The organism is Szabonella alba (assembly GCF_016765775.1).
Lineage (GTDB): Bacteria > Pseudomonadota > Alphaproteobacteria > Rhodobacterales > Rhodobacteraceae > Szabonella > Szabonella alba.
Genome location: NZ_JAESVN010000001.1, coordinates 142,968 through 168,822 on the forward strand (window position 1 = coordinate 142,968; position 25,855 = coordinate 168,822).

General features: G+C 65.3%; 21 protein-coding genes. 8 read left to right on the forward strand and 13 right to left on the reverse strand.

Annotation, left to right across the window (positions count from 1 at the left end):
- Positions 1–13: 13 nt before the first annotated feature.
- The 6 genes from JL811_RS00680 to JL811_RS00705 all read right to left on the reverse strand — a co-directional run bounded on the left by JL811_RS00680 (position 14) and on the right by JL811_RS00705 (position 5,032).
- On the reverse strand, positions 14–187 hold the full coding sequence (locus JL811_RS00680; RefSeq protein ID WP_202686298.1) for a DUF1328 domain-containing protein: 174 nt from the start codon (positions 185–187) through the stop codon (positions 14–16).
- A gap of 340 nt (positions 188–527) precedes the next feature.
- Positions 528–725, reverse strand: coding sequence for a CsbD family protein (locus JL811_RS00685; protein ID WP_202686299.1), 198 nt, complete (start codon positions 723–725; stop codon positions 528–530).
- A 107-nt stretch (positions 726–832) separates the two neighbouring features.
- Positions 833–2,497, reverse strand: coding sequence for a phospholipase D-like domain-containing protein (locus tag JL811_RS00690; protein ID WP_202686300.1), 1,665 nt, complete (start codon positions 2,495–2,497; stop codon positions 833–835).
- 3 nt (positions 2,498–2,500) lie between these two features.
- Positions 2,501–4,297: a sensor histidine kinase gene (locus JL811_RS00695; RefSeq protein ID WP_202686301.1), complete on the reverse strand. Its 1,797-nt coding sequence runs from the start codon at positions 4,295–4,297 to the stop codon at positions 2,501–2,503.
- A 10-nt stretch (positions 4,298–4,307) separates the two neighbouring features.
- Positions 4,308–4,877 carry an RNA polymerase sigma factor gene (locus tag JL811_RS00700; RefSeq protein WP_202686302.1) on the reverse strand — a complete coding sequence of 190 codons (570 nt, stop codon included), beginning with the start codon at positions 4,875–4,877 and terminating at the stop codon, positions 4,308–4,310.
- Positions 4,877–5,032: a NepR family anti-sigma factor gene (locus JL811_RS00705; protein WP_202686303.1), complete on the reverse strand. Its 156-nt coding sequence runs from the start codon at positions 5,030–5,032 to the stop codon at positions 4,877–4,879. Before JL811_RS00705 ends, JL811_RS00700 begins: the two co-directional genes overlap by 1 nt.
- 112 nt (positions 5,033–5,144) lie before the next feature.
- Here JL811_RS00705 and JL811_RS00710 point away from each other — a divergent pair, with 112 nt between their 5' ends.
- Positions 5,145–5,978, forward strand: coding sequence for a response regulator (locus JL811_RS00710; RefSeq protein WP_202686304.1), 834 nt, complete (start codon positions 5,145–5,147; stop codon positions 5,976–5,978).
- A gap of 204 nt (positions 5,979–6,182) precedes the next feature.
- The gene (locus JL811_RS00715) at positions 6,183–6,671 is read left to right on the forward strand and encodes a hypothetical protein (protein ID WP_202686305.1); all 489 of its coding nucleotides are present in this window, start codon (positions 6,183–6,185) and stop codon (positions 6,669–6,671) included.
- Between the two features lie 196 nt (positions 6,672–6,867).
- On the opposite strand, the gene JL811_RS00720 is transcribed toward JL811_RS00715, so the two are convergent.
- Positions 6,868–7,248, reverse strand: a complete 381-nt coding sequence (locus tag JL811_RS00720; protein ID WP_202686306.1) for a hypothetical protein — start codon at positions 7,246–7,248, stop codon at positions 6,868–6,870.
- Positions 7,249–7,338: 90 nt separating this feature from the next.
- Here JL811_RS00720 and JL811_RS00725 point away from each other — a divergent pair, with 90 nt between their 5' ends.
- On the forward strand, positions 7,339–8,067 hold the full coding sequence (locus JL811_RS00725; protein ID WP_202686307.1) for a Crp/Fnr family transcriptional regulator: 729 nt from the start codon (positions 7,339–7,341) through the stop codon (positions 8,065–8,067).
- Positions 8,068–8,576: 509 nt separating this feature from the next.
- Here the strand turns inward: JL811_RS00725 and JL811_RS00730 are convergent.
- Positions 8,577–11,144 (reverse strand): response regulator, encoded by a 2,568-nt coding sequence (locus tag JL811_RS00730; RefSeq protein WP_202687142.1) that lies wholly within the window; start codon positions 11,142–11,144, stop codon positions 8,577–8,579.
- 162 nt (positions 11,145–11,306) lie between these two features.
- Between JL811_RS00730 and JL811_RS00735 the strand changes: the two genes are divergently transcribed.
- Positions 11,307–16,793, forward strand: coding sequence for an alpha-2-macroglobulin family protein (locus JL811_RS00735; protein WP_202686308.1), 5,487 nt, complete (start codon positions 11,307–11,309; stop codon positions 16,791–16,793).
- Positions 16,790–18,859: a penicillin-binding protein 1C gene (pbpC, locus tag JL811_RS00740; RefSeq protein ID WP_420496752.1), complete on the forward strand. Its 2,070-nt coding sequence runs from the start codon at positions 16,790–16,792 to the stop codon at positions 18,857–18,859. The genes JL811_RS00735 and pbpC overlap by 4 nt, the downstream gene beginning before the upstream one ends.
- 5 nt (positions 18,860–18,864) lie before the next feature.
- Here pbpC and JL811_RS00745 read toward each other — a convergent pair whose 3' ends face one another.
- The 3 genes from JL811_RS00745 to JL811_RS00755 all read right to left on the reverse strand — a co-directional run bounded on the left by JL811_RS00745 (position 18,865) and on the right by JL811_RS00755 (position 21,969).
- Positions 18,865–19,389, reverse strand: a complete 525-nt coding sequence (locus JL811_RS00745) for a DUF2478 domain-containing protein (RefSeq protein WP_202686309.1) — start codon at positions 19,387–19,389, stop codon at positions 18,865–18,867.
- Positions 19,390–19,459: 70 nt separating this feature from the next.
- Positions 19,460–20,635, reverse strand: coding sequence for an acetyl-CoA C-acyltransferase family protein (locus JL811_RS00750; protein ID WP_202686310.1), 1,176 nt, complete (start codon positions 20,633–20,635; stop codon positions 19,460–19,462).
- Between the two features lie 104 nt (positions 20,636–20,739).
- Positions 20,740–21,969 carry a TIGR03862 family flavoprotein gene (locus tag JL811_RS00755; RefSeq protein ID WP_202686311.1) on the reverse strand — a complete coding sequence of 410 codons (1,230 nt, stop codon included), beginning with the start codon at positions 21,967–21,969 and terminating at the stop codon, positions 20,740–20,742.
- 462 nt (positions 21,970–22,431) lie between these two features.
- Here JL811_RS00755 and JL811_RS00760 point away from each other — a divergent pair, with 462 nt between their 5' ends.
- Positions 22,432–22,887 (forward strand): c-type cytochrome, encoded by a 456-nt coding sequence (locus JL811_RS00760; protein WP_202686312.1) that lies wholly within the window; start codon positions 22,432–22,434, stop codon positions 22,885–22,887.
- Positions 22,888–22,994: 107 nt separating this feature from the next.
- On the opposite strand, the gene JL811_RS00765 is transcribed toward JL811_RS00760, so the two are convergent.
- Both JL811_RS00765 and JL811_RS20295 read right to left on the reverse strand, forming a co-directional pair.
- Positions 22,995–23,264, reverse strand: coding sequence for an I78 family peptidase inhibitor (locus tag JL811_RS00765; RefSeq protein ID WP_202686313.1), 270 nt, complete (start codon positions 23,262–23,264; stop codon positions 22,995–22,997).
- Positions 23,261–23,554 (reverse strand): I78 family peptidase inhibitor, encoded by a 294-nt coding sequence (locus JL811_RS20295; RefSeq protein WP_202686314.1) that lies wholly within the window; start codon positions 23,552–23,554, stop codon positions 23,261–23,263. Before JL811_RS20295 ends, JL811_RS00765 begins: the two co-directional genes overlap by 4 nt.
- A gap of 69 nt (positions 23,555–23,623) precedes the next feature.
- On the opposite strand from JL811_RS20295, the gene JL811_RS00775 reads away from it, so the two are divergent.
- Positions 23,624–24,754: an S-(hydroxymethyl)glutathione dehydrogenase/class III alcohol dehydrogenase gene (locus tag JL811_RS00775; protein ID WP_202686315.1), complete on the forward strand. Its 1,131-nt coding sequence runs from the start codon at positions 23,624–23,626 to the stop codon at positions 24,752–24,754.
- A 1-nt stretch (position 24,755) separates the two neighbouring features.
- Positions 24,756–25,841 (forward strand): SdiA-regulated domain-containing protein, encoded by a 1,086-nt coding sequence (locus tag JL811_RS00780; protein ID WP_202686316.1) that lies wholly within the window; start codon positions 24,756–24,758, stop codon positions 25,839–25,841.
- Positions 25,842–25,855 lie beyond the last annotated feature (14 nt).

Genomic DNA, 25,855 nt, shown 5'->3' on the forward strand with positions numbered 1-25,855 from the left:
GGCGCATGTCACGTCACACGGGGGGCTTGCCCCGCACGGCGCGTGCGACCATTGCCACGACAAACAGGATCAGGAAGATCACGAAAAGGATCTGCGCGATCCCGGCAGAGGCCCCGGCGATCCCGCCAAAACCCAGCGCGGCCGCGATCAATGCAACCACAAGAAAAGTCAGCGCCCATCCAAGCATTTCCAAGTCCTTTCCTACATTCTTTAATTTTACTGGCTTCGTAACAGGCAAACGCGGCGGGCCGGGCTCTGGTTCCCTGTGTCTGGTTCCCTGTGGCGGTGACGGTTCTTTTTTGATCTGCGTGGTCTGCTCTTCCCGCGTTCTGGTCTTCCAGAGTCGTGGCACACGGATCAGCGGTCAGGGCCGGGCATCCCGCCCGGATGGCTGCACCTTGAGTATGGGCTGCAAGCGCGCGGATGCACAGCGATGCACAAACGGCCCACAGATCGCTCTGCAGGCCGTCTGGCTGGTCTTACTGATACGTTTGGGCAGGTACGAGGCCAACCCACCCTTTCACTCGTCAGCTGCGCGCGATGAAGTCATCCACCTCACGCTCGGCATCGGCCTTGGCCTTGCCGTATTTCTGCTGGATCACGCCGACCATCTGGTCGCGCTTGCCTTCCATGCGGTCGATCTCATCATCGGTAAGATCGCCCCAGGTCTCTTTGGCCTTGCCTTTGAGTTCTTTCCACTTTCCTTCGATCTGGTCGCGGTTCATGGTGTACTCCTTTGACTGGTTGCTTCGACGGATCAACGCAGGGGTGCCGCGGGTGGTTCCGGATCTTATTTCCGGAACCTTTCCGGCCCGACCGCGTTTGGCGGCGCTCAGACCATTTCTTCGGGGATGATCGGCAGGGGCAGGCCGAAGCGTTCCGCCGCCGCGAAATCATGCGGCAGCAGAAATCCCCGGCGATCCTGCGGCGCAAGCCGCGCATTGGACCATGCCAGCCTGCGCCAGTTTGCCAGCAGCGTTTCGGGGTTCAGGAATTCCGGTTCCGCATCATCGGGCAGCCAGTGGCGCATCACCCGGTCGCGCAGATAGGTTACATCCTCGCGGTTCTCCAGCAGAACACCCGCCTCGGTATCCCAGTAAAGGCTGCGCCCGTTGAGATTGGCCGAAGAGACGGTCGCGGCGCTGTCATCAAAGATCGAGACCTTTGCATGGACATAGACGATGGGCGCGTTCTTCAGGCTGGCGCGTTCGGCGATCCCGTGTTCATCTGTCCCGATATCCTCGTCTTCGTCCAGCGGGGGCAGGGCAGGGGCCGGTCGCGTCTGCGCCGGGGACAGCACGAGATGCCGCCTGCCGAAGGCCTTGCGCACGATGCGCAGGCAGCGCGCCTGCAAGAACTCTCCCAGCCGGGAATCCGATCCCGGCCTGCGGGAAAAGGCCACCTCTTCCGGGGCGGCGGGGATGATCAGGATCAGTTCCAGATCCGGCTCGGCCGCGGCCTGCCGGGCCAGCGCGCGGGCCAGTTTGCGATCGCGGAAATACTGGGTTTCCAGATAAATCAACCGGCGGCTGCGCCGGATCAGCGCATGATGCGCCTCGGCGATCTCGGTCGTCTTGCGGGCCGGACCAAAGCGGAAGGGCGCAAAGGTCCGGCGACGCGACAAGGTGCGCAGAAAGGGCGGTCGCGGCGGATCCTCGTCACTGTCGGAAACCGAGGTCAGAAACCGTTCCAGATGGGACTGCGCCGCAAGGGCGACCGGGCCTTCGATCATGACCTGAACATCATGCCATGTCTGATCGGCATTCTGCCGGTGTCCGGGCGTGTCGAAACGGCGTTCATCCAGATCCAGCCCGCCGATATACAGGATGCGGCGGTCGATCACGGCCAGTTTCTGATGATGGGTCAGCGGGAAAAGATCGGGCAGATGCCAGATCCGGGGACGGACATGGCCATCCGGCGCAAAATGCATCAGCCGTTCGGCATCGGGCATATCGCGCAGCGCGGCGCGGCGCAGTTCGGGGGGCAGGCGGTTCAGATCCCGCGCGACGCCGAACAGTCGTTTGACCACATAGGGCCAGATCAGCATGCGTATGCCCAGACCCGTCCGGGCGGGATGCCGGGCCGCGCGCACCACCAGCCGTGCCCCGGGCCCGGCGACAGCCGCTGCCGCCGAAAACATCCGCATCGATTTCCACGCGGCGCGATGCATCACCGGCCGGCCGATCCCGTCGACATCGCTGATCGTGAAATGGATCGCGACGCCGCGACGCAGCACATGCACGACAAGATCGAACCATGTCCGCCCGATCTTGCGCGCCTCGTCCGAGCGCAGCCGTGTCGAAAGGTCAAAGACCAGAAAACTGCCATGGATCTCGGTCTCTGCCTCGAGAAAGGCGCGTTCCAGTGCCGGATAGGCCTCAGCGGCAGTGACCAGAACCCGCAGACGCCGCGCCGCATCCTGCTGCGGCAGGTAGCTGCCGGTTTCGTCGGCGGCTGTCACCTCGGGTTCTGGCGTCCCGGGTTCGGGGGGGCGCATCGTTCAGCCCTCCTGCCCGGTCGGGTTGTCTGTCTCTTCATCCCCATCCTCTGCGGTATCCGCCACATCGAGGGGTTTCGGAGAAAAGGTCACTGACAGGCGGTAATGATCCTCTTCTTCCTGCTGTTGCAGCGTGCCGCCGATCTGCTGCGAGAAGGCCACCAGCAGTTGCGACCCCAGCCCCGTGCTGGTCAGCATGACCTCGGGCGGGCGGGATTTCTGATCGCCCACCGTGTTGAGGACCTCCAGCACCGCCTGATCGCCCTTGATCCGTTTCAGACGCACGCGGATCATCGGATTGATATGCGCATCGGGACGGCCGACATATTTCAGCGCATTGGTCATCGCCTCGGTCAGCAGCAGCGACAGCGGCACGGCCTGATCGGGCGGCAGCCGGATATCGTCATAATCCTGTTCAACCTCCAGCGTGCGGCTGGTCCCGCCGCCGAATTTCATGATCTGGCGCACGATATCGGCCAGCAGTTCATCCGCGCGCACATCCACAAGGCCGCTGGTCTGGTAAAGTCCACGATGGATGGTCGCAAGGCTCATGACCCGGTCCTGCAACCCCTTCAGCAGAAACTTCGCCTCGGGTGTGCGGGACTGGCGCATCTGCATGTTCATGATCGAGGCGATCAGTTGCAGGTTGTTCTTGACCCGGTGATGGACCTCACGCAGCAGCACTTCCTTTTGATGAATCGAGTCCTCAAGTTTCGCCTCATCCTGCGTGATGCTGTCGGTCATCGACAGATAGGCCTCGGCCATTTCCCGCAATTCGACCGGCGCGCCGCGCATGTCGATTTCCTGCCGGTGACGGTCGCCCGCAGCAAAACGCCGGATCGACCGGTTCAGCGTGCGGATATGGCGCAGCACCAGCAGTTCCGAGGCCCAGACCGCGACGATCAGCCCGACAACCCACATCATCAGCGGAAAGAAGGTCGGGCTGATGCCGAAATCACGCAGCGTGCTCTGACTGCTCTGGTTCCAGCTTCCCATGACGAAAAGCCGCCCCTCTTCGACGGGCACGACCGAATAGGTCAGCATCTCGCCGCCCATCGACATGTCGCGGAACAATTTGCTGCCGGGGGTCGCAAGATCGGCAAGATTGCGGTTTAACGGCAGGCGGCTGTCGATCCGGTCGCGTCCTTCCGAGGCGGTCAGCACCCCGCCCGAGGCATCGAAGGTCCAGAGCGAGACCGGCAGCGGATCCTGCGATCCGCCGGGAAGATTGAAGATCTTCTCGACCCCGTCCATTTCATTCTGCGGCATCCAGACCGAAACATAGCCCAGATAGCGTCCGTCGGACGAGATCACCGGATGCAGCACCCCCAGAACCGTGGTGCCCGAGACCGGTCCGCGCGGCACCACGACGAAAGACGGCTCCAGCTTGCCGCGTTCCGCCTGAAACAGCGGTTCGCGCGAATAGTCATAGGTCGCGCCGCTGGAGGAACAGACCATCAGGCCGCTGGCCGGAACAAAGGCCACGATCGAGGCTTCGCGCACGAAATCAGCAGCGCTGTTCAACGCGGAAATGCAGCCGGGCACATCCTCGACCAGCCTGGGCATGGCCGGGGCAAGCCCCGCGACAAGGCCCTGCGCGCGCCGGATGGCATCCAGCTCGGCCGAAGCGGCGCGCAGGGTCGCGCCGGTCAGCGCCGCCTCGGTGCGGGCCTGCGCCTCCTGTTTCAGGTTGAAGGTCTGCGTATAGGCGATGATGCCCAGAGGCAGCAGTGTCGCTGCCATCAGAAAGCCCAGCCGCCAGCCAAGTTTCTGCGTCAGCCCCAGGGCGGATCGCTTCATTCCGGAACTCTCATGCAGCCTGGGGGGGACCAGACCGGCCGATCACGGCCATGGTCTGCGCATCGACACCGGCCAGCACGTCCTCACCCTCGGCCATGCCCATGAGTTCGGCAAGACGGCGGCGCGCCCGGCTGGCGCGGCTTTTGACGGTGCCTGCGGCGACATTCATCATGCCTGCCGCTTCTTCGACCGAGAACCCCGAGGCGCCGACAAGGATCAGCACTTCACGATGTTCGGGCGACAGCCGGTCAAAGGCAGCCTCGAATTCGGCAAAGATCAGCTTGCCGTCATGATCGGGCCGTACTGAAAGGCTTCCGGCATGGATGCCATCGGGATCGGCCACCTCCCGCTTGGTCTTGCGGCGGTCGGAATAGAAGGTGTTGCGCAGGATCGTGAACAGCCAGGCCTGAAAATTCGTGCCGGGCTGGAACTTGTCGATATGCGTCCATGCCTTCACCACCGTGTCCTGAACAAGGTCATCGGCAGCCGCGACATTGCGCGTGAGGCTGATCGCGAAGGCGCGCAGCGACGGCAGCGCCGCGACAAGGCCGTCGCGCGGATCGTGAGACGCGTTGCTCATCACTTCTGCTCCCGCTGGCTGTCCTTGGCGCGCAACTGGGCCAGAAGATCCTTGAACCGATCAGGAATATCTTCCTGTAGCACAGTGTCATAGACACGCTTCAGGTTGCTGTCGATTTCTTGCTTCAGGCGAGACTTCTGTTGATCTTCTGACATGGCACCATACGTTTACTTGCAGGAATGATCTATTTCTCAGTGAGAGCGGGAACCAAACGTATGATGACGCGTTTGGTTCCCAGAAAAACGTCAGTGACAGGATTAAAATTAGATGCCCGACGTGAACAAGCCCGACACCGATCCGCAGGAACAGGATCTTTCATCCGTCATCGGATCCCATCTTCCCTATCTGCGTCGCTACGCGCGCGCGCTGACCGGCAGTCAGGGCACAGGCGACACCTATGCCGCCGCCACGCTTGAGGCGATCCTGATCGACCCTGCAGCCCTTGATCGCGGCACGACGCCGAAGACGGGGCTGTTCCGTGCCTTTCATCTGGTCTGGTCCAGCGCGGGCGCGCCCCTGGGCGAACCCGACAGCCGTTTCTCGACAATTGCGCAGCAACATATGGAACGTCTGACGCCCAACTCGCGTGAGGCGCTGCTGCTCAACACCGTTGAGGGCTTCACCCCCGGAGAGGTCGCGTCGATCATGGGCATCGGCCGGGACGAGGCGCTGGTCCTGATCGACACCGCACTGGACGAGATGCAGGAAGCCGTGACCGGTGAGGTCATGATCATCGAGGATGAGGCGATTATCGCGATGGATATTTCCGCGATCGTGACCGAGATGGGCCATTCCATCGTCGGCATCGCCCGCACCCGGACCGAGGCGGTGGCGCTTGCCGGACGGCGCAGGCCCGACCTGATCCTTGCCGATATCCAGCTTGCCGACAATTCCTCGGGCGTGGATGCGGTGAATGACATTCTGGCCGAACTGGGCGACGATCTTCCCGTCATCTTCATCACCGCCTTCCCCGAGCGGCTGTTGACCGGTGAACGGCCCGAACCGGCCTTTCTGATCACCAAGCCCTATTCCGAGGAGCAGGTGCGCAGCGCCGTCTCGCAGGCGATGTTCTTTGCCTCGACCGAGACGCTGAACGCGTGACGCGCGACTGAAAATGCGTCACATCCGCGACCGCGTGTCGATCACCTGAATGTGTCCTGAAAACCCCGCCCGCAAGGCGGGGTTTTCTGCATCCTGGGGAACCTTTCCGAACCGGTCGCGTTGTCCTGTCACAATCGGCAAGGCTGTCTGCAACTGCATTTTCCGGCAGGCAGGGCCTTCCACCCCCGATGATGGAGTATTGATATGTTTCGCAAATTTGCTGCAATGACTGCGACGGCCCTGCTGCTGGGCGGCACCGCCATGGCGCAGGATACGCTGACCGTGAAAGACGTCATGGTCGAGGCAGATCTGACCGCCGTTTCGAATGAAAAGGCTGCCGCCTATTGGGCCAATCTTCCCGCCGATCTGGAAGCGGCCATCGCCGCCAAGGTTTCGGAGCAGCTTGCCGAAGATGGCACAAGCATCTCGGTCGATATCTCCGAGGTCGAACTGTCCAGCGGTTTCGAAGAGGCCGCAGGTCTGGCCGACACCCGGCTGGTCGGACAGGTCCGCATGGATAACGAGGCCAATCCCAGCCGTTTTTCGGTCTTCGAACTGACCGTTGACGTCAATCAGGCCATGCCGGTCCTGCCGGAAGGCGTGACGATGGATGAGGTTCTGGCTGATACCGAACGCTTCTATCAGGTCATGATCGATGCTTTCGCACAGGCGGTTGTCGACCGTCTGGTGTGATCGGGCTGATCTGATCGGACTGGTTTAGTAAGCCTGGGTTAGCCGAGCCTGCCGCAGTTTCGCGGATCGTCTGACCGCCGAGACGTGCCTCGACCGGACTGATTATATGCGTGTTCGATGCTGCATCGCGGCAATTCTAAGTGAAAGGCCAGCCCCTAGGGGCTGGCCTTTTGTCGTTACGGGTGACCCCCAATCATCACGCCAGATGCGCGCGCAGCATGGAGGCGTCAAACGGCATCGGCAGATTGCGGCGTCCTTCGCGCCGTGCCGGATCGGAGGCGCTGGCCGCACTCGCGTTTACCCCCAGCAGCACGATCGTGCCGCCACATGCCTCGATCTCTTGCAGGATCGCTTCGCGTTCGTCCGGAGCGATTGCCGCACAGTCCAGAAAGGCGATCTCCAGCCCTTCCGGACCCCCGGCGGTGCCGATGGTCCGTAAGTCCCGGCGCAGCTCTGCCAGATTATGGCAGATCAGCAGCCGGGCCTGCGGAAATGTCTCGACGATACATTCGGCCATATCCTGACCGACCAGAATTTCAGCGGTCAGGATGAGATAGGCCCTGTTTTCTTGTGTCACCTGTCATCCTCTTCATATCTACAACTTATGGATGATGGAACCTTTTCACAGTCACTGCATTAAACCACGACATAAAGGGGAATGTTTTCCATGGCCACTGATTGTCTTGATTGTCCGCTTCGCAACTGTGGCCTCTTCGTGCCCTTCTCGGCGGAAGAACTGGAATTCATGCGCGAATTCAAGGCGGGTGAGATTACCGTGATGCCGGGGGAAACCTTCCTGTCCGAGGGCGATGGAAGCAGCGGGCTTTACACCGTGCTGGAAGGGGCCGGGACGCGCTACAAGACGCTGGAAGACGGGCGGCGGCAGGTGATCAACTTTCTGCTGCCGGGTGATTTCATCGGTATGCAGGCATCGCTGATGGGAGAGATGAAACATTCCGCCTCGGCCTCGACTGTCATGCGGCTGTGTCGCTTCAATCGCGCGGATCTGTGGAAACTGTTCCGGTCCTATCCCGAACGCGCCTATGCGTTGACATGGATCGGCGCGGTTGAAGAGCATTTTCTGGGAGAGGCCATTGCGACGCTGGGGCAGCGCGATGCCGGGCAGCGTCTGGGCTGGGCGCTGCTGCGGTTGCATGCGCGGCAGATGGCGGCGGGTCTGGCGCGCGGGATGGCCGTTCCGCTGGCCTTTCGCCAGCAGGATCTGGCCGATGCACTGGGCCTGTCGCTGGTTCATACCAACAAGACATTGGCGCGGTTCCGCCGCGCAGGCTGGGCCGACTGGTCGAAAGGCTGGCTGAAGATCCCGGACCGGGCCACGCTGGCCCATCATTGCGGGGTCGAGAATGAAGGCCCCGAACCCAGGCCGCTGATCTGAGGCCGTTCAGCCCCGACCACGGTTCCATTCGGGGCCGGTTTGTGCCGCACCGAACACTGGCGTGACGCGGGCATTCTCTGCCCCGGGTTGTTGAACCGCCCGATCCGGACAGCGGTGTCGCCTCGGTCATGGCCAGCCGGTCCGGTTTCCGGTCCGGCACGAATGCGGTGATTCAGCTTGCCCGCAGCTACGGCCATAAAGGCGTTGGGATCACCGGCATTCGATCCGGTTAGCTGTGCACAGGGCAGGCCGGTTTGCCGCGCGCAGGGCTGGTACAGCAATGCATATACGCGCCTGAGATGCTGCGCCGCGTCACACCGCCCCGTCCCTTGGTCTTTGTCGCGGAACATCCCGCGCGGGGGGGCGCCGGTCGCGGGGCAAGCCGCAGGCCCCCGACCGTGGCGTCTGTGGTGGAAAGCCCGGATCGCGGACATGGTCCATCGGCACGACAATGCTCCCCCTGTCGGGGGGTGTTGGACAGGTGCTGCCTGCCGCTCGGTTCTGGCGTGTCAGACAGTCGCGGCGATGTCCTCCTCTGGCGTGGCCACAAGGACGGGGTTTGCGTCTTCCGGGCAGAATTCCACCAGAATGTCGCAGATGGCCGAGCGCCGCAGCGGTTTGGTCAGGTAGCGGTCGATCCCCGAGGCGAGGATCGACAGCTCATCCCCGTCCATCGCATGGGCGGTCAGGGCGATGATCGGAACCCGCTTGTCGGCTGTGCCTTCAAGCTGCCGGATCGCCTGCGCGGCCTCGCGCCCGTCCATTCCCGGCATGGAAATATCCATGAAGATCAGATCGGGCCGGAAGGTCTGGAAGAATTCAACCGCCTCATTGCCATTGCTGGCGAATGTCAGGTCGATATCGAGATCCTTCACCATCTTGCGGAACACAAGCTGATTGGTGCGGTTATCCTCGGCGGCCAGAACGCGCATCCGGCGGGTCAGGGGGGCGGTGGCTGGTTCGGGCAGCGTCTCCTCGGGCGGGGCGGCAACCGACAGGGCCTGCAATCTGCGGTAAAGATCGGCGCGCAGAAGCGGCTTCTGGATCACTGCGGTCAGCTGGTCGCTGCCCGGCCCCTGACGCGCCTCGGCCGGGTTTGACGACAGCAGCACGATGGGCAGGTCATGCCCCGCCGCGCGCACCCGCTCGGTCAGCATCAGACCGGTCATTTCGGGCATTTCGTGATCGGTCAGCAGCGCATCGAAGGCGCTGTCGCGCGCCAGAACCGCCAGCGCCTCGGCCCCCGAACGGCAGAGCGTGACGTCAATGCCGCAGGTCGTCAGCTGGCGTTCAAGAATGGTGCGGTTGATGAACTGGTCATCGACCACCAGCGCGCGGCGCAGCATCACCGGCACGGGGGCGGGGCCGGATGTTTCGGCAATGGGCAGCGTCACGCGAAAGCCGAAACACGACCCCTTGCCCGGTTCGCTTTCCACCCAGACCGCGCCTTCCATCCGTTCGATCAGGCGGCGGGTGATCGCAAGGCCCAGACCCGTGCCCTCAAACTTGCGGTTCGTCTGGCTTTCGACCTGATTGAACTCACCAAAGATATGGTCAAGCTGATCCGACGGGATGCCGATGCCGGTATCTTCAACCGTGATGTGCAATTGCTGACGCCCGTCCCTGACCTCCAGCCCGACGACGCGGATCAGCACATGGCCCTTGCGGGTGAATTTCACCGCATTGCCCATCAGATTGGTCAGAACCTGCCGCAGCCGACCCGGATCCCCGACGAAACGCGTGGGCAGGAACATGTCGAAATCAATCATCAGGTCGATTCCCTGCGCCCGGGCGCGGGGTTGCAGCAGCATCGCGACCTCATGAATCACGCGTTCCAGATCGAAGGGTTCGGGATGCAGGGTCAGCCGCTCGGCCTCAATCTTGGAATAGTCCAGAATATCATTGATGATGACCAGCAGCGCCTCACCCGAGGAGCGGATGGTTTCGGCAAAAAGCCGCTGTTCCTCGGACAATTCGCTGTCACAAAGCAGTTCTGCCATCCCGACGACCCCGTTCATCGGGGTGCGGATTTCATGGCTCATATTGGCCAGAAAGGCGGATTTGGCGCGATTGGCGGCCTCGGCGGCGCGGCGGGCCTCTTCCAGCGCGGCCTGCTGTTCGCGCAGTTGCGTGATGTCGGTGCGCAGGCAGACGCGTCCGCCATCGGGGGTGACCTGATCGGATTCAAGGATATGGCGGCCATTGCCCAGTTCGGTTTCCATCGGTTCCCCGGCCTCGCGGAAGCGGCGCAGGCGTTCGGCCAGCCATTCCTCCTCCCGTCCGACGGCGGTGGGGACATGGCCATTGGCCAGCCCGTGGCGCAGAAGATCCTCAAACGTGGTGCCGGGTTTCATTGCGGGCGCGCTGTCGGGAAACATTTCGCGATAGCGCTGGTTGCACGAGATCAGCCGTTCCTCCCGGTCGAACAGCACGAAGGCATCCGGCAGCGCCTCGATCGCAGCCCAGATCCGCATCTGGTCGGTGATGTTCAGTGCAAGGCTGACCATATCGCCATCGCGCGCGCGCCGGTCCACCAGCCGCACCCAGGTGCCGTTCGAGAATTTTACGACCAGGGGCAGGATCGGGTCGCTTTCCCAGCGGGCCAGCATTTCGGCCACCCATTCGTCGGTCGTGCGTGCACCGATATCGACCAGCCCGGCATTGCCGGTTATGCGCAGGATCTGTTCATAGCTCATGCCGGGCACGACACCGCGCCCGTTGAAGGCTGCCAGATAGGCGCGGTTCGCCACGATCAGGCGCAGATCTGCGTCGAAAACCGCAAAACCGTCGCGGATCGTGTCGATGGAATCGCGCAGGCGGCGTTCGGCCATCACGGCGGCGGTATGGGCATTTTCCAGATCCGACAGGAAACGCAGATTCTGGCCCTTCAGCGCCTCGGCCTCGGATTGCGCGGCGCGCACGACATGGCGCTGCTCGACGATCTCTTCGGCAAGGGACCGCGCGTGCAGCGCCAGTTTTTCATTGGCGGCGTAAAGTTCGCGCTGTTTCTGTTCCAGCAGCCTTTCGGCCGCCAGCCGCGCCCGCCTTTCGCGTGAGAGGCGGTCCATCATGTCGATGCGTGCGTCCACCACTGTCGGTTCACTCCGTTCCATGGCCCGAGATTGGCGCAAGATCGTGAACCGAGGATTAATGACAATTTCCGTCATCCTCGTTGCCGTGCTTGCCCGTCGGGCCGGGCCTGTGCGACTGTCGCGATGCAGGATCAGGAGGGTATCGCTATGGATCGGATCGCGCGGCATGTCGGGACGGCAAAGGCGGGGATCGGCGGGACCCTGCGATCCCTTGCCCTGGCAGCGGTGACGCTGCTGGCGGTGCCCGCCGATCAGGTGTCGGCGCAGGAACTGGTCGCGCCCAAGCGGCTGGCGATCACGCGCGACATGGACCTGCCCGGCGGCGATATCGCCTCGATGCTGGACACCACGATCGAGGCCTGCCAGCGCGCCTGTCTGGCAAACGACTCCTGCACGGCGCTGACCTTCAACTCCCGCGCCGGGGCCTGTTTCCTGAAGAACGGGGCCGGCGCGCCCGCCCCTTATCAGGGCGCGATTTCGGCCCGGGTGCTGAATGCCGAACCGGGGCTGGCCGGGGCGGCGGCGGGGCGGTCGGCGGCGCTGGCGTTCCTGCGCCCGTCGGATCTGGACGCCGCGCGGGATCTGGCGCGGGGTCTGGCCATGCTGCATGTCACGGGTGAGGTTCCGGCCGGGGATCATCTGGCCGCCGCGCGGCGGGAAGAGATCAACGGCTATGCCCTGCGCGCGGCCGAACGGGTTGGTGCTGCGCTGAACCTGACTGATTCGGCCGGGGACTGGGCGGAATATGCGCGGCTGGCGCTGAAAGGCTCTGCCAGCAATCAGGACATGCGGCGTGAATGGGCGCAGCGCGCGGTTTCCGCCGCAATCAATGCGCTGTTGCGCAGCGACAATCCGGGGCTGCGCCATGGCGCGCTGGTCACCATGGCGCAGGCGCTGGAAAGCATCGGCCGGGGGCGCGACATGGTTCCCGCGCTGCAACTGGCGCAAGCGGAGCAGCCGCGCGATGACACTGCCGGTCTGCTGGATGATGCCATCGAAAAATTCGGCTTCCGCATCACCGAACATCAGGTCCAGTCCGATCTGGCCCAACCCCGGCTTTGCGCGGTGTTTTCAGAAGAACTGGCCGAAAGCGGGGTGGAATTCGGCGATTTCGTGCAGACCGATATCGCGGGCATTTCGGTCGAGAAATCCGGCTCGCGGCAGCTTTGCGTTGACGGGCTTTCGCATGGCCAGCGCGTTTCGGTGACCTTCCGTGCGGGCATTCCTTCCGCCGAGGGGCAGATGACGGCGCGTCCGGTGGCGGTCAATGCCTATATCCGTGACCGCAATCCGGCGGTACGCTTTGCAGGGCGCGCCTATGTGCTGCCGCGCATGGCCGAGGTTTCGATCCCGGTCGAAACGGTGAACACAACCGAACTTGACCTGACGCTGTATCGCGTGACCGACCGCAATATCCTGCGCTCGGTTCAGGGCAGGTTCCTGTCAGAACCCATGCCCTATTACCGCGAGGACGATTTCGGGGGGGAAGTGGGCACGGAAATCTGGACCGGCAGCGCGACCGTGACCCAGGAGGTCAACCGCGACATCACCACCCGCCTGCCGCTGGCCGAGGCGCTGGCGGGGCAAGGGGCGGGTATCTATGCGCTGCGCGCGGCATTGCCGGGCAAGGAGCCCTATGATTTTGCGCCGGCCTGGCAGTGGTTCGTGTCCTCGGATCTGGGCATGATCAGCTTTTCCGGGGTGGAAGGGCTGCATGTCGTGATCCGGTCCCTTGGCACGGCGGGCCCGAAACCGGGGGTCACGGTCGAACTCCTGAGCCGCGCGAATGAGGTTCTGGGTGTGACCGAGACCGATGCCGAGGGGATGGCGCATTTCCCGGCCGCGCTGACGCGGGGTCGGGCCGGGGCCGCGCCCGCGATGCTGGTGGCGCGGGAAGGGGAGGACGATCTTGCCTTCCTGTCGCTGACCGATCCCGAATTTGACCTGTCGGACCGGGGCGTCGAAGGGCGCGAACCCGCGCCGCCGGTCGATGTTTTCGTCACGACCGAACGCGGCGCTTACCGCGCAGGCGAAACCGTGCATGTCACCGCACTGGCCCGCGATCCGCAATCGCAGGCGGTGGAGGGTTTGCCGCTGACCGCCATCGTCAAACGGCCAGACGGGGTGGAATACAGCCGCAGCACCGCGCAGGACAGCGCCATGGGCGGCCATGTCTTTGCCCTGCCGATTGCCGGATCCGCACCGCGCGGCCTGTGGCGGCTTGAGATTCTTGCCGATCTGGAGGCGCCGCCGCTGGCTGCGAAAACCTTCCTTGTCGAGGATTTCCTGCCCGAACGCATTGATTTCGACCTGACGCTTGCCGATACACCGCTGCGCCCCGGTGATGTGGCCGAGGCCGATCTGGCGGTGCGTTACCTCTTCGGCGCGCCGGGGGCGGATCTGGCGATCGAGGGGGAAACCCTGCTGCGCGCCACGCGTGCGCTTGATGGCTTTCCCGGTTTTGTCTTCGGTCGTCATGACGAGCCTTTCAACACGTTGGTCCGCAGCTTTGACGGAATGCGCACCGATGCCGAGGGGCGTGCCACGCTGCCGCTGGCGCTGGCCCCGGTGGAAAATGCCGACCGGCCGCTGGAGATGGTTGCGGCGGTGCGGGTGTCCGAAGGATCCGGCCGCCCGGTGGAACGGAGGGTGACCCGCGCGCTGACCCCCGATGCGCCGGTGATCGGGCTGCGCCCGTTGTTTGACGATGTCGTGCCCGAGGGCGGTGCCGCGGAATTCGAGATCGTCGCGGTTGGCCCGGAAGGCCGTGCCGTGCCGATGCCGGTGGTATGGGAGGTGACGCGGATCGAAACCCGTTACCAGTGGTATCAGGAATATGGCGACTGGTATTGGGAACCGGTCACGACCCGGTCGCGGGTTGCCAATGGCGTGACCGAGCTTGGCGCCGAACCCGCGCGGATCGCGGCCCCGGTGACATGGGGGCAGTATGAGCTTGCGGTGACGCAAGCCTCGGGCGGGGCGGCGGCAAGTTCGGTCGGGTTCGATGCCGGATGGTATGCGCCTGCCGATGTCGCATCATCCCCGGACCGGCTGGAATTGTCTCTGGACAAACCCGGATACCGGGCAGGCGAGGTGGCGCGACTGCGCATCGTGCCGCGTGCGGCAGGCACGGCGCTGATCTCGGTGCTGTCGAACCGGCTGGTCTCGATGCAGGCGGTTGCGGTGACTGAGGGCGAGAATATCATTTCCCTGCCGGTGACCGATGACTGGGGCGCGGGCGTCTATGTCACCGCATCCGTGCTGCGGCCGATGGATGTGGCGGCGGGGCGCAATCCGGCGCGCGCCATGGGGCTGGCACATGCCGCCATCGACCCGGGCGACCGGGCGCTGGATGTGACGGTCGAGGCCCCGGCCGAGGTCGCGCCGCGCGGGCCGCTGGATCTGGCGGTGCGTGTTGCGGGCGTGCAGCCGGGCGATACCGCCCATGTCACCGTTGCGGCGGTGGATGTCGGCATCCTGAACCTGACCGGCTTTGAGGCGCCCGATCCGAAGGGGCATTATTTCGGCCAGCGCAAGCTGGGCGTGGGGATCCGTGACCTTTACGGGCGGCTGATCGACGCGATGGCGGGCATGCCGGGGCAGGTGCGTTCCGGCGGGGATGGCGGGGCGCAGGCCCGGCTGCAATCGCCCCCCCCGACCGAAGAACTGGTCGCCTACTTCTCGGGCCCGGTTCAGATCGGGCCGGATGGTCTGGCGCGGGTTTCCTTCGATCTGCCCTCGTTCAATGGCACGGTCCGGGTGATGGCGGTTGCATGGTCGCAGCGCGGCGTCGGACAGGCCGAGGCCGATGTGCTGGTGCGTGATCCGGTCGTGGTGACGGCCTCGGTGCCGCGTTTCCTGTCGCCGGGCGATGAAAGCCGGATGCTGCTGGAGATCGTTCATGCCACCGGGCCTGCCGGGCGGATGGGGCTTGATGTCACGGCCTCTGGCCTCGCGCTCGGCCCGGTGCCTTCGGGTTTTGACCTTGCCGAACAGGGCAAGGCCCGGTTCGAGATCCCGCTGGTCGCCGGGGCCGAGGGGGTGCAGAGCATCGACATCACCCTGACCACGCCCGAAGGGCGGCAACTGACCAAACGGCTGTCCCTGCCGGTGCAGGCGGGGGATCCGGAAGTGGCGCGGATGACGCGGCTGGAGTTGCAACCGGGTCAGACCTTCACGCTGGACCAGTCGGTTTTCGCGGGTTTCCATGCCGGATCGGGCCTTGCCACGATGGCGGTCGGCCCGATCGCACGGCTGGACACGCCGGGCCTTCTGGCCGCGCTGGACCGCTATCCCTATGGCTGCACGGAACAGATCACCTCCCGCGCGCTGCCCTTGATCTATTTCGATCAGGTGGCGCAGGCGATGCGGCTGAAAGGGGCTGAGGATATCCGCGATCGCATCGAACAAGCCGTGGCCGAGGTGCTGACCAATCAATCCTCGGATGGCGGCTTTGGTCTGTGGTCCGCGAATTCGGGGGATTTCTGGCTGGATGCCTATGTCACCGATTTCCTGAGCCGCGCGCGCGCCAACGGCCATACCGTGCCCGATATCGCCTTCCGCGCGGCGCTGGACAACCTGCGCACGCAAGTGAACTACACCGCCGATTTCGACCGGGGCGGAGAGGCGCTGGCCTATGCGCTGATGGTGCTGGCGCGGGAGGGGGCGGCGGCCATCGGCGATCTGCGATACTATGCCGATGTGAAGGCGGATGCCTTTGCAACCCCTGTGGCGCTGGCGCAACTGGGCGCGGCCCTGGCCAGCTATGGCGATCAGGCCCGGGCCGATGCGATGTTCCGCAAGGCAGGCGGCTGGGTCAGCAGCCTGCCGCTGGAGGAGACCGAACAGCTGTTCCGCGCCGATTACGGCACCAACCGCCGCGACACGGCGGCGGTGCTGACGCTGGCGCTGGAATCGGGGTCCGAGGCGCTGGACCGGGAGGCCTTTGCCGCGCGCCTGACGCGCCCGGCAAACCGGCTGTCGACGCAAGAGGCGACATGGACCCTGCTGGCCGCCAATGCGCTGATCGACCGCCCGGGCACCGAGGGCATCACCCTGAACGGCCAGCCGGTGGACGGCCCGCTGGTGCGGGTGCTTGAGGCGGGCAATCCCGACCCCGTGGCGGTGGTCAACGGATCCGACCGGGCGGCGGTGCTGACGGTCACGGCTTACGGTGTGCCGGAGGTGCCCGAGGCGGCGGGCGGCAATGGCTATGCGATCCGGCGCAGCTATTACGACATGGAGGGCAATCCCGCCGATGCCTCGGCGGTGGCGGCGGGCACGCGGCTGGTCGCGGTGCTGGAGGTCGAACCCTTCAGCATGGGCGAGGCCCGGCTGATGGTGACCGATCCGCTGCCCGCCGGGTTTGAGATCGACAATCCGAACCTGATCCGCGCAGGCCAGATTTCGGCGCTTGACTGGCTGGAAGTGGCCGAGGCCGAACATGCCGAATTCCGGCAGGACCGGTTCCTTGCGGCGGTGGATCAGCGTGATGAATCAACGATCCGTCTGGCCTATGTCATCCGCGCGGTCAGCCCCGGCGCCTATCACCATCCCGCAGCCTCGGTCGAGGATATGTATCGCCCGGATTTCCGTGCGCAGACCGATGCGGGCCGGGTGATCGTGACGCCGTGACCGGCCGGGGCCGCTTCCGTTCGGCGCGGACGCTGTTTGCGCTGGCCCTTGCCCTTTGGGCGGGTGGGGGCTTGCGCGATGCCGGGGATCGCTGGGTGGCAGCCACGGTCCTGCCGCCTTTGCAGGTGGCGACGGCGACCGAGATTCTGGCGCGGGACGGACAGCTTTTGCGCGCCTATCAGGTGGCCGACGGGCGCTGGCGGCTGGCGGTTTCGGTTGACCGGGTCGATCCGCGCTATCTCCAGATGCTGATCGCGTTCGAGGACCGGCGCTTTCGCAGCCACGCCGGGGTCGATCCGCTGGCGGCGTTGCGGGCGGGCTGGCAGGCGGTGACATCGCGCCGCGTGGTCTCGGGCGGGTCCACCCTGACGATGCAGGTCGCGCGGCTGTTGGAGGAAAGCGGCACCGGGCAGATCACGGGTAAGCTGCGCCAGATGCGCGTCGCGCTGGCGCTGGAACGGCGGTTGGACAAGGATCAGATCCTGTCGCTTTATCTGCATCTCGCCCCTTTCGGCGGCAATCTGGAAGGGGTGCGGGCAGCAACGATCAGCTATTTCGGGAAAGAGCCGCAGCGCCTGACCCCGGCCGAGGCCGCCCTTCTGGTGGCCCTGCCACAATCGCCCGAGACCCGTCGCCCCGACCGCCATGCAGATCACGCCGAGGCGGCCCGGGCACGGATTCTGGCGCGGGCGGTTGCGGCGGGGGTGATCGGCGCCGATCAGGCCCTTGCCGCGCAGCGTGAGGCCGTGCCGACCCGCCGCCGACCCTTTCCCGCCCATGCACCGCATCTGGCCGACCGGGTGGCGGGCCCCGTGTCATCCGGTCTGTCGCCGCATCGCCTGACGATTGATGCGGGCCTGCAAAAGCGGCTAGAGGCGTTGGCCCGCGACACCGTTGCCGCCCATGGCGCGCGGCTGCAGATCGCGATGATGATCGCCGATCACCGCACGGGGGAGGTTCTGGCCTCGGTCGGATCGGCGGATTACACCGAGGAGGCCCGGCAGGGGTTCGTCGACATGACCCGCGCGGTGCGCAGCCCCGGATCGCTGCTGAAACCACTGGTTTACGCTCTGGCCTTCGATGAAGGGCTGGCCCATCCGGAAACCCTGATCGACGATCAGCCGATGGATTTCGCAGGCTACCGCCCGCAGAATTTCGACCGCCGGTTCCGGGGCACGCTGCGGGTGCGTGAGGCGCTGGTGGAAAGCCTGAACCTGCCGGTGGTGGCGCTGACCGAAGCGATGGGACCGGCGCGGCTGATGACCGGGTTGCGCCGCGCGGGCGTCGATCCGCGTCTGCCGGGGGGCGGGGGCAGGCCGGGGCTGGCGCTGGCACTTGGCGGTGTTGGCGTGACACTGGAGGAAATGGCGGGCCTTTATGCCGCCCTCGCCCATGGCGGTGTGGCGCGACCTTTGCGCGTTTCGGCGGGGGATGCGGGCGCCGGGACGCGGGTGATTTCGGCCGTGGCGGCATGGCAGATCGGGGATATTCTGGCCGGAATGCCGCCCCCGGGCGGCGGGGGCCGAGGGATCGCCTACAAGACCGGCACCAGCTATGGCCATCGCGATGCCTGGGCTTTGGGCTATGACGGGCGGCATGTGGTGGGCGTCTGGCTGGGCCGCGCGGACGGAACCCCGGTGCCCGGTGTCTTTGGCGCGGATCTGGCCGCCCCGGTGCTGGCGCAGGCCTTCGCGCGGATCGGTCGGCGGATTGAGCCCTTGCCGCCACCACCCTCGACGGCGCTGATCCTGTCCAATGCCGCCCTGCCGCAACCGCTGCAACGCTTCCGCCCGCGCGGTGCCGCCTTCGGCCCCGATCCCGGCGCGCCCGCCGTGGCCTTTCCGCCCGACGGGGCGCAGGTGGAATTGCTGCCCGAGGGCGTGCTGCTGCGGGTCCGGGGTGGCACCGCGCCTTTCACATGGCTGGCCGACGGGGTGCCGGTTGTCACTGCCCTGCGCAGCCGTGATGCGCTGGTGCCGCTGACGGGGCCGGGTTTCGTGACCCTGTCAGTGATTGATGCCAATGGCCGCTCGGCCCGGTCCTCGGTTCGGCTGGCGATGCCCTGAGCCTGTCAGGCGGCAGGATCGCGGATGTTCAGCGCGGCGTTCGCCCAGTCCTCCAGCGCCTGTGCATCGGGGGGCAGGGGCTGTGCCATTCCGGCGGCAAAGGCGTCAAACCCGGCCTGCCCCGAACGGTTCAGCCCGACCAGAACCGGCAAGCCCGCCGCCACCGCCTCGGCGATCAGCGCACGAAAGCCGTGGCCTGCGGCCTCCTGCTTGCCGAACTTGTTCAGGATCAGCAGATCCGCACCCTGCGCCAGCCGCAAGGATATCTCGGCCACAGCGGTTTCCAGTGCCGCAGCATCCAACTGGCACCCGCCCGCCCCCGGCCCGCGATTTTCCGATATCCGCAGCATTGCCCCGTCGGGCAGCAGCCGCAGATCCATGTCGCAGCGGGCCTGACCGTCGCGCGGGCTGTCGATCTGCACGCAGCCGCAGACCCGCAGCCCCTGTGCGGCCAGCCGCGCCGCAAGATCCGCCAGCAGGCGGTTCGTCTGCCCCGTTTCCGGCGCATGGAGAAAGGCAAGAGCTGTCATCACCGCGACCATGGACCGAAAGCCGCATCTGCCGCAATGGCCCCTGAACCGGGGCCGCAGCCTTGCGCAGTCAGATCCGCTCCAGCGCCAGCGCGATGCCCTGACCGCCGCCGATGCACATCGTTACCAGCGCGCGACGCCCGCCGGTCCGCTCCAGTTCATGAAGCGCCTTGACGGTGATGATCGCGCCCGTCGCGCCGACCGGATGGCCAAGCGCGATGGCCCCGCCATTGGGGTTGACCCGCGCGGGATCAAGGCCAAGTGCGCGGTTCACCGCCAGCGCCTGTGCGGCAAAGGCCTCATTCGATTCCACCACATCGAAATCGCCGGGCGCGAGCCCCAGCCGCGCACAAAGCGCCTGCACCGCCGGCACGGGGCCGATGCCCATCACCTCGGGCCGCACACCGGCCACGGCCGATCCAAGGATGCGGGCGCGGGGTTTCAGCCCCGCCGCCTCTGCCGCTCCGGCGCGCGCCAGCACCAGCGCCGCCGCCCCGTCATTGATGCCGCTGGCATTGCCCGCCGTCACGGTGCCGTCCTTCTGAAACACCGGGCGCAGGGCTGCCAGCGCCCCGGCACTGGTCGCTTTCGGGTGTTCGTCGGTGTCAAAGGCCACCGTGCCCCGGCGCGACGTAATCTCGACCGGAACGATCTGCCCGGCAAACCGCCCCTCGGCGATGGCGCGGGCGGCGCGGCTCTGGCTTTCCAGCGCGAAAGCGTCCTGATCGGCGCGGCTGATGCCATGTTCGGCGGCGACATTTTCCGCCGTGACGCCCATATGCCCGGTGCCGAAAGGACAGGTCAGCGCCCCTGTCATCATGTCGATGGCGCGCAGATCGCCCATTTTCTGGCCGAACCGCGCGGCGGGCAGGATATGGGGGCTGCGGCTCATAACCTCGGCCCCGCCGGCAAGGGCGAAATCGGTCTCATCCAGCATCAGCGCCTGTGCCGCCGACACGATGGCCTGCGCCCCGGACCCGCACAGCCGGTTGACGTTCATCGCGGGCGTCGTTTCGGGCACGCCCGCCTGCATTGCGGCCATGCGCGACAGATACATGTCGTGCGGTTCGGTATTGATGACATGACCGAAGACGCTGGCCCCGATCCGGTCCGGCGCGATCCCGGCGCGGGCGATGGCGGCCTTGCTGACGATGCTGCCAAGGTCCACCGGCGAAAGGCCGGACAGCGCGCCGCCAAAACCGCCGATGGCGGTGCGTGCGCCGGACAGGATCACGATATCGGTCATGGGGGTGCCTTTCGCTGCAAGGGGCATTTTGGATCGGTCGGGCCGACCAGAGCTGCGGATCGGGTTTCAGGATAGACGGTTTCGGATGGCAGGGGGCAGAAACGTCACGTCGCCTGCCGGTCTTGTCCTGTCAGACGGGCCGCCGTGGCGCGGCCCGCATGCAGGCCTGTCGCCATGGATGCCGTCAGCAGATAACCCCCTGTCGGGGCCTCCCAGTCCAGCATCTCACCGCAGGCAAAGATCCCGGGCAGGGCCTTCAGTTCCAGCCCTTCGGTCAGGCTGTCCTGCAGGATGCCGCCCGCGACCGAGATCGCCTCATCCAGCGGGCGCAGGCCCGCGTGGCGAACGGGCAGGCGTTTCAGCAACCCGGCCAGCGCCGCGCCTGTGGGCAGGGGGCGCGGCCCCCATTCCAGTACCAGCGCGGCGGCGGCGGGGGGCAGGCCCAGCTTGCGCAGGCGCGATCCGATACTGTCGCCATTGCGCGCCCGGGCCATGCGCGCGGCCAGCGCATCCTGTGAAAGATCCGGAAAGAGGTCGAGCCAGAGCACCCCGCCCCCTCGCAGTGCAGGCGACAACGGATAGATCCCACCGCCTTCCAGCCCGCGTTGCGAGATCACGAATTCGCCGCGTGAAACCGGCCCTTCGGGGGGACATAGCGCGGCACCCTTGACCGGGGCGCCGAAATGGCGCGCCATCAGCGGCGACCAGTCGACCCGCAACCCGGCATTGGCGGGCGCGAAACCGGCCAGCCCCACGCCTTGCGCCGCCAGCCATGGTGCCCATGCGCCATCCGATCCCAGCCGTGCCCAGCTTGCCCCGCCAAGCGCCAGAACGGTGACGCGGGGGCGCAGCAGGCGGGGGCCATCCGGCGTTTCAAAGCGCAGCGCATCGGCCTCAAACCCGGTCCAGCGCCAGCGGTTGCGCAGATCGACTCCCGCCGATGCCAGACGCCCCAGCCAAGCCCGCAGCAATGGCGAGGCTTTCATCGTCACCGGAAAGACCCGGCCGGAACTGCCGGTGAACACCTCTTGCCCAAGGGCGCGGCACCAGTCCTGCACGGCCTCCGGGCCGAACTGGTCCAGCATCGGGGCCAGCCAGTCCGTGGCCTGTCCGAAAGCGGCGCCAAAGGTCGCGGGGTCTGCGTCCTTGGTGATGTTCAGACCTGATTTTCCTGCCATCAGAAACTTGCGCGCGGGGGAGGGTTTCGCCTCGGCGATCACGACCCGCGCCCCTGCGGCGGCCAGCGCCTCGGCGGCCATCAGCCCGGCAGGACCTGCGCCGATGACCAGCGCCTCCGGGTGGTCAGTAGAGCGGTCTGTTGCCCCGGCGGTCATAAGGACGGCCCCTTGCGCAGTGTCGTCACGCGCTGCGGATGGGAGATGTGGATACCCTTTGCCTTCGGCGCATTGCGATTATCGGGTTCAACACGATCGCCCATGATCGCCCCCCCGCATGACCGGTTGGCGCAGCGCCTCCGGCCTCATGTTCGACAACTCTGCCCGACAGTCCATCCGTTTTGTCCCCATTCCCTGCTTCTGCGCTCTGTGGCCCTTGCTCTGTGGCCCTCGCTCTGTGTCTCTGTCGCCGTGACTGTATGGCGGGACGGCGGGCAGTCGCTGCCTCAGCCTATGCCGCAGATGCGCGGCCTTTGGCAACGGCCTGCGCCGCTGCGCAGCTGGGGGAAGCGCACAGGCAATGACATTGCCGTGAACCTGTCGCGGCGGCTGAATTGGCCCCTTCCGCGACGCGATGACGCAGCTATAGTCGGCGTATATTTCCAGCGAGGAGCCAGTGAAATGACATTTCTGACCAAGACCCTTCCCACCAAGGCCCTGATTGCTGCAATTGTGCTGACCGGCGGCGTGGCTTTTGCCAAGGAGGGCGTGCAGGATCCGACCGTAAAGGCCCGGATGGACCTGATGGGAGAGGTTGCCCGCCAGACCAAGGTTCTGGGCGATATGGCCAATGGCTCTGCCGCGTTCGACGCCTCGGCCGCTGCCGCTGCGCGTGAGGCGCTGATCGCCGCCGCTGCGGATATCCCCGCGAAATTCGAGACCGAGGCCGATGATCCCGTGGCAGAGGCCCGCCCCGATGTCTGGATGAACTGGGACGGCTTTGTCGAACGGGCCACTGCGCTGCAATCTGCGGCCGAGGCGATGGATGTCACCGCGCTGGCGGGCGTTCAGGGTGGAATGGGTGCTGTCGGCGGATCCTGCCGCGACTGCCACACGGATTTCCGCGCCAAGAAGTGAGGCGCGGCCGGGGTGGAAGTCCCGGCAGCATCGCGGCATCGGCAAGCAAGCGGGCGGCCCTTTCAGGCCGCCCGCTGACGTTTCGGGTGGAAGCGTCCAGCAGCGGATCAGCCGCAGAAGACGCGCAGAATGCGCCGGTTTTCCCCCGTCTCGATATTCAGGCGGTCCTCGCGGAAATCCATTGTCACGGCCATTCCCGGCCCGATCACGCGCGAGGGTTCGGGCAGGCGCAGACCGCGCAGCGCGCGTTCATGCTGGCCCACAAGTCCCTGATACCCCTCTGCGCCGCAGGAGGCGACAGGATCGGGTGCCTGGTCCTGCGGCACACAGGCCGCAAGCAGGGACATCACGACAGGCAAGGCGAAAACCGGTTTCATCCGCAGGATATCCTTCCGACAAGGCCGTTGGCATCAAGATAGAAATTGATGCGTTCCGGGGTGTAGTCCCGAGTTACCATCCCGCCCAGCGGGATGACGCGCACAGGGCCTGAAATCCCGGCCCGTTGCACGGCATCCCCCGGCTGACCCTGAAGATGCATGTATCTAACGACGCCGCAGCTGTCCGGTTCCCCGCCTGCACCGCCCGACATTCCCGAAGGACTGCCCGAGCCAGAGCCGCAGGCGGTTGCGCCCAGCAGGGCGAGTGTCGCAAAAGCGTGTCGAATCATGTCTTTCCCGCGTTGCAATCATGGGCATCTTGCCCCAGCCTCGCAAAAAACCTGTCAGGAGGAAACCCCATGCGCACCCGTGCCGCCGTCGCCCTTGCCCCCGGCAAGCCCCTTGAGATCATGGATGTCAATCTTGACGGCCCCAAGGCGGGGGAGGTTCTGGTTGAAATCAAGGCCACCGGCATCTGCCATACAGATGAATTCACGCTGTCGGGCGCCGATCCCGAAGGGCTGTTTCCCTCGATCCTCGGGCATGAGGGCGCGGGCGTGGTGATCGAGGTGGGCGAAGGTGTCACGACGCTGAAACCCGGCGATCATGTGATCCCGCTTTACACACCCGAATGTCGGCAATGCTATTCCTGTCTGTCGGGCAAGACCAACCTTTGCACTGCGATCCGCAATACCCAGGGTCAGGGCCTGATGCCCGATGGCACGACGCGGTTCTCGATGTTGGATGGCACACCGATCTATCATTACATGGGCTGTTCCACCTTCGCCAATCACACGGTCCTGCCCGAAATCGCGCTGGCCAAGGTGCGCCCCGACGCGCCGTTCGAAAAGATCTGTTATATCGGCTGCGGCGTCACCACCGGCATCGGGTCGGTCATCAACACCGCCGGGGTCGAGATCGGATCAACCGCCGCCGTCTTCGGTCTGGGTGGCATCGGTCTGAACGTCATTCAGGGCCTGCGCATGGCGGGCGCGGACATGATCATCGGGGTCGATCTGAACGACGCGAAAGAGGAGATGGCGCGCAAGTTCGGCATGACCCATTTCGTCAACCCGTCGAAAATCGAAGGCTCGGTCGTGCAGGAAATCCAGCGCCTGACGCAGAATGAGCGCGATCATCTGGGCGGGGTGGATTATTCCTTTGACGCGACCGGCAATGTGAAGGTGATGCGCGACGCGCTGGAATGTTCGCACCGCGGCTGGGGCGTATCGGTCATCATCGGTGTGGCACCTGCCGGGGCCGAAATCTCGACGCGCCCCTTCCAGCTGGTCACCGGCCGCGTCTGGAAGGGCACGGCTTTCGGCGGGGCCAAGGGCCGCACCGATGTGCCGAAATTCGTCGACTGGTATATGGATGGCAAGATCGAGATCGACCCGATGATCACCCACACAATGCCGCTGGAAAAGATCAATGAGGCGTTCGACCTGATGCATAAGGGCGAATCCATCCGCTCGGTTGTGATCTACTGATGTGACCCGGCGCTGGTTGCCGTCCCGGCGGCTGGCCTTCTGGCTGATTCTGGGGGCGGCGGTTCTGGCCTTCGCCGCCGTTTCGGTGCGGATCCGGGTGCTGCCATGGATGTGGTATTCGGCCCGGACGACCATCAGCCCGATGCCCGAAGGCGACAGTACGATCGGTTTGTCACGCTATCGCGCGGCCTCGCCCCGGGGGCTCCCGATTGCGGGCATTTCCGGCAATCTTTCGGGCCTTACCTTTGTGGCTGAAACGGGCACGCTTTTCGCCTCGATCAACCGCCCGCCCGAGGTGGTGGAGCTTTCGACCGGGGGGCAGATCCTGCGCCGTCTGCCCGTCTCCGGCGGGCGCGATGTCGAGGGGATCACACATGTCGAAGGCAACCGGTTCGTGTTGTCGGATGAGGGAACCCAGACGCTGCATTGGGTCGAGATAGGACCATCGGATACCGAAATCGACCTGACCGACGCGGCGCAACTGCATCTGGGCATCGACGCCTTCCACAATATGGGGTTTGAGGGCGTGTCATGGGATGCCGTGGGGCGGCGTCTGCTGGTGGTGCAGGAAATGCTGCCGCTGCGCGTGCTGGAGATCACTGGCATTGATGAGGCGTTGGCGGGGAAACGCTTCGACATCTCGGTGCGCGAGTTGCGCGGCAGCAATGAGATGCGGCTGTTCATGCGCGATCTGTCCTCATTGACGCTGCATGAACGGACGGGGCATCTGCTGTTGCTGTCCGAGATGTCGGCCATGATCGTCGAATATGATCATGACGCCGAGCCGGTGGGCACGCTGGATCTGGGGCCGGCGGTGCCGGGATTGCCGAACGGATCCCGCAGGCCGAGGGCATTGCGATGGGATCCGAAGGCGAAATCTACATCGTGTCCGAACCGAACCTGCTTTACCGGCTGGACCGTGACGCGGTCGCCCCATGGGGGCTGCAGGACTGACGGCCGGGTGCGGCGGGGTGAGCCCCCCGAACAGGGGGGAGATCGCGCGCGCCGGGACGGGCAGAATGACAAATACCGTCATCCGCGCGCCCGGGGGCGATTGCCGATTGATTGCAGGAAAATCGCGCTCTAGCGTTTCTTTATTGA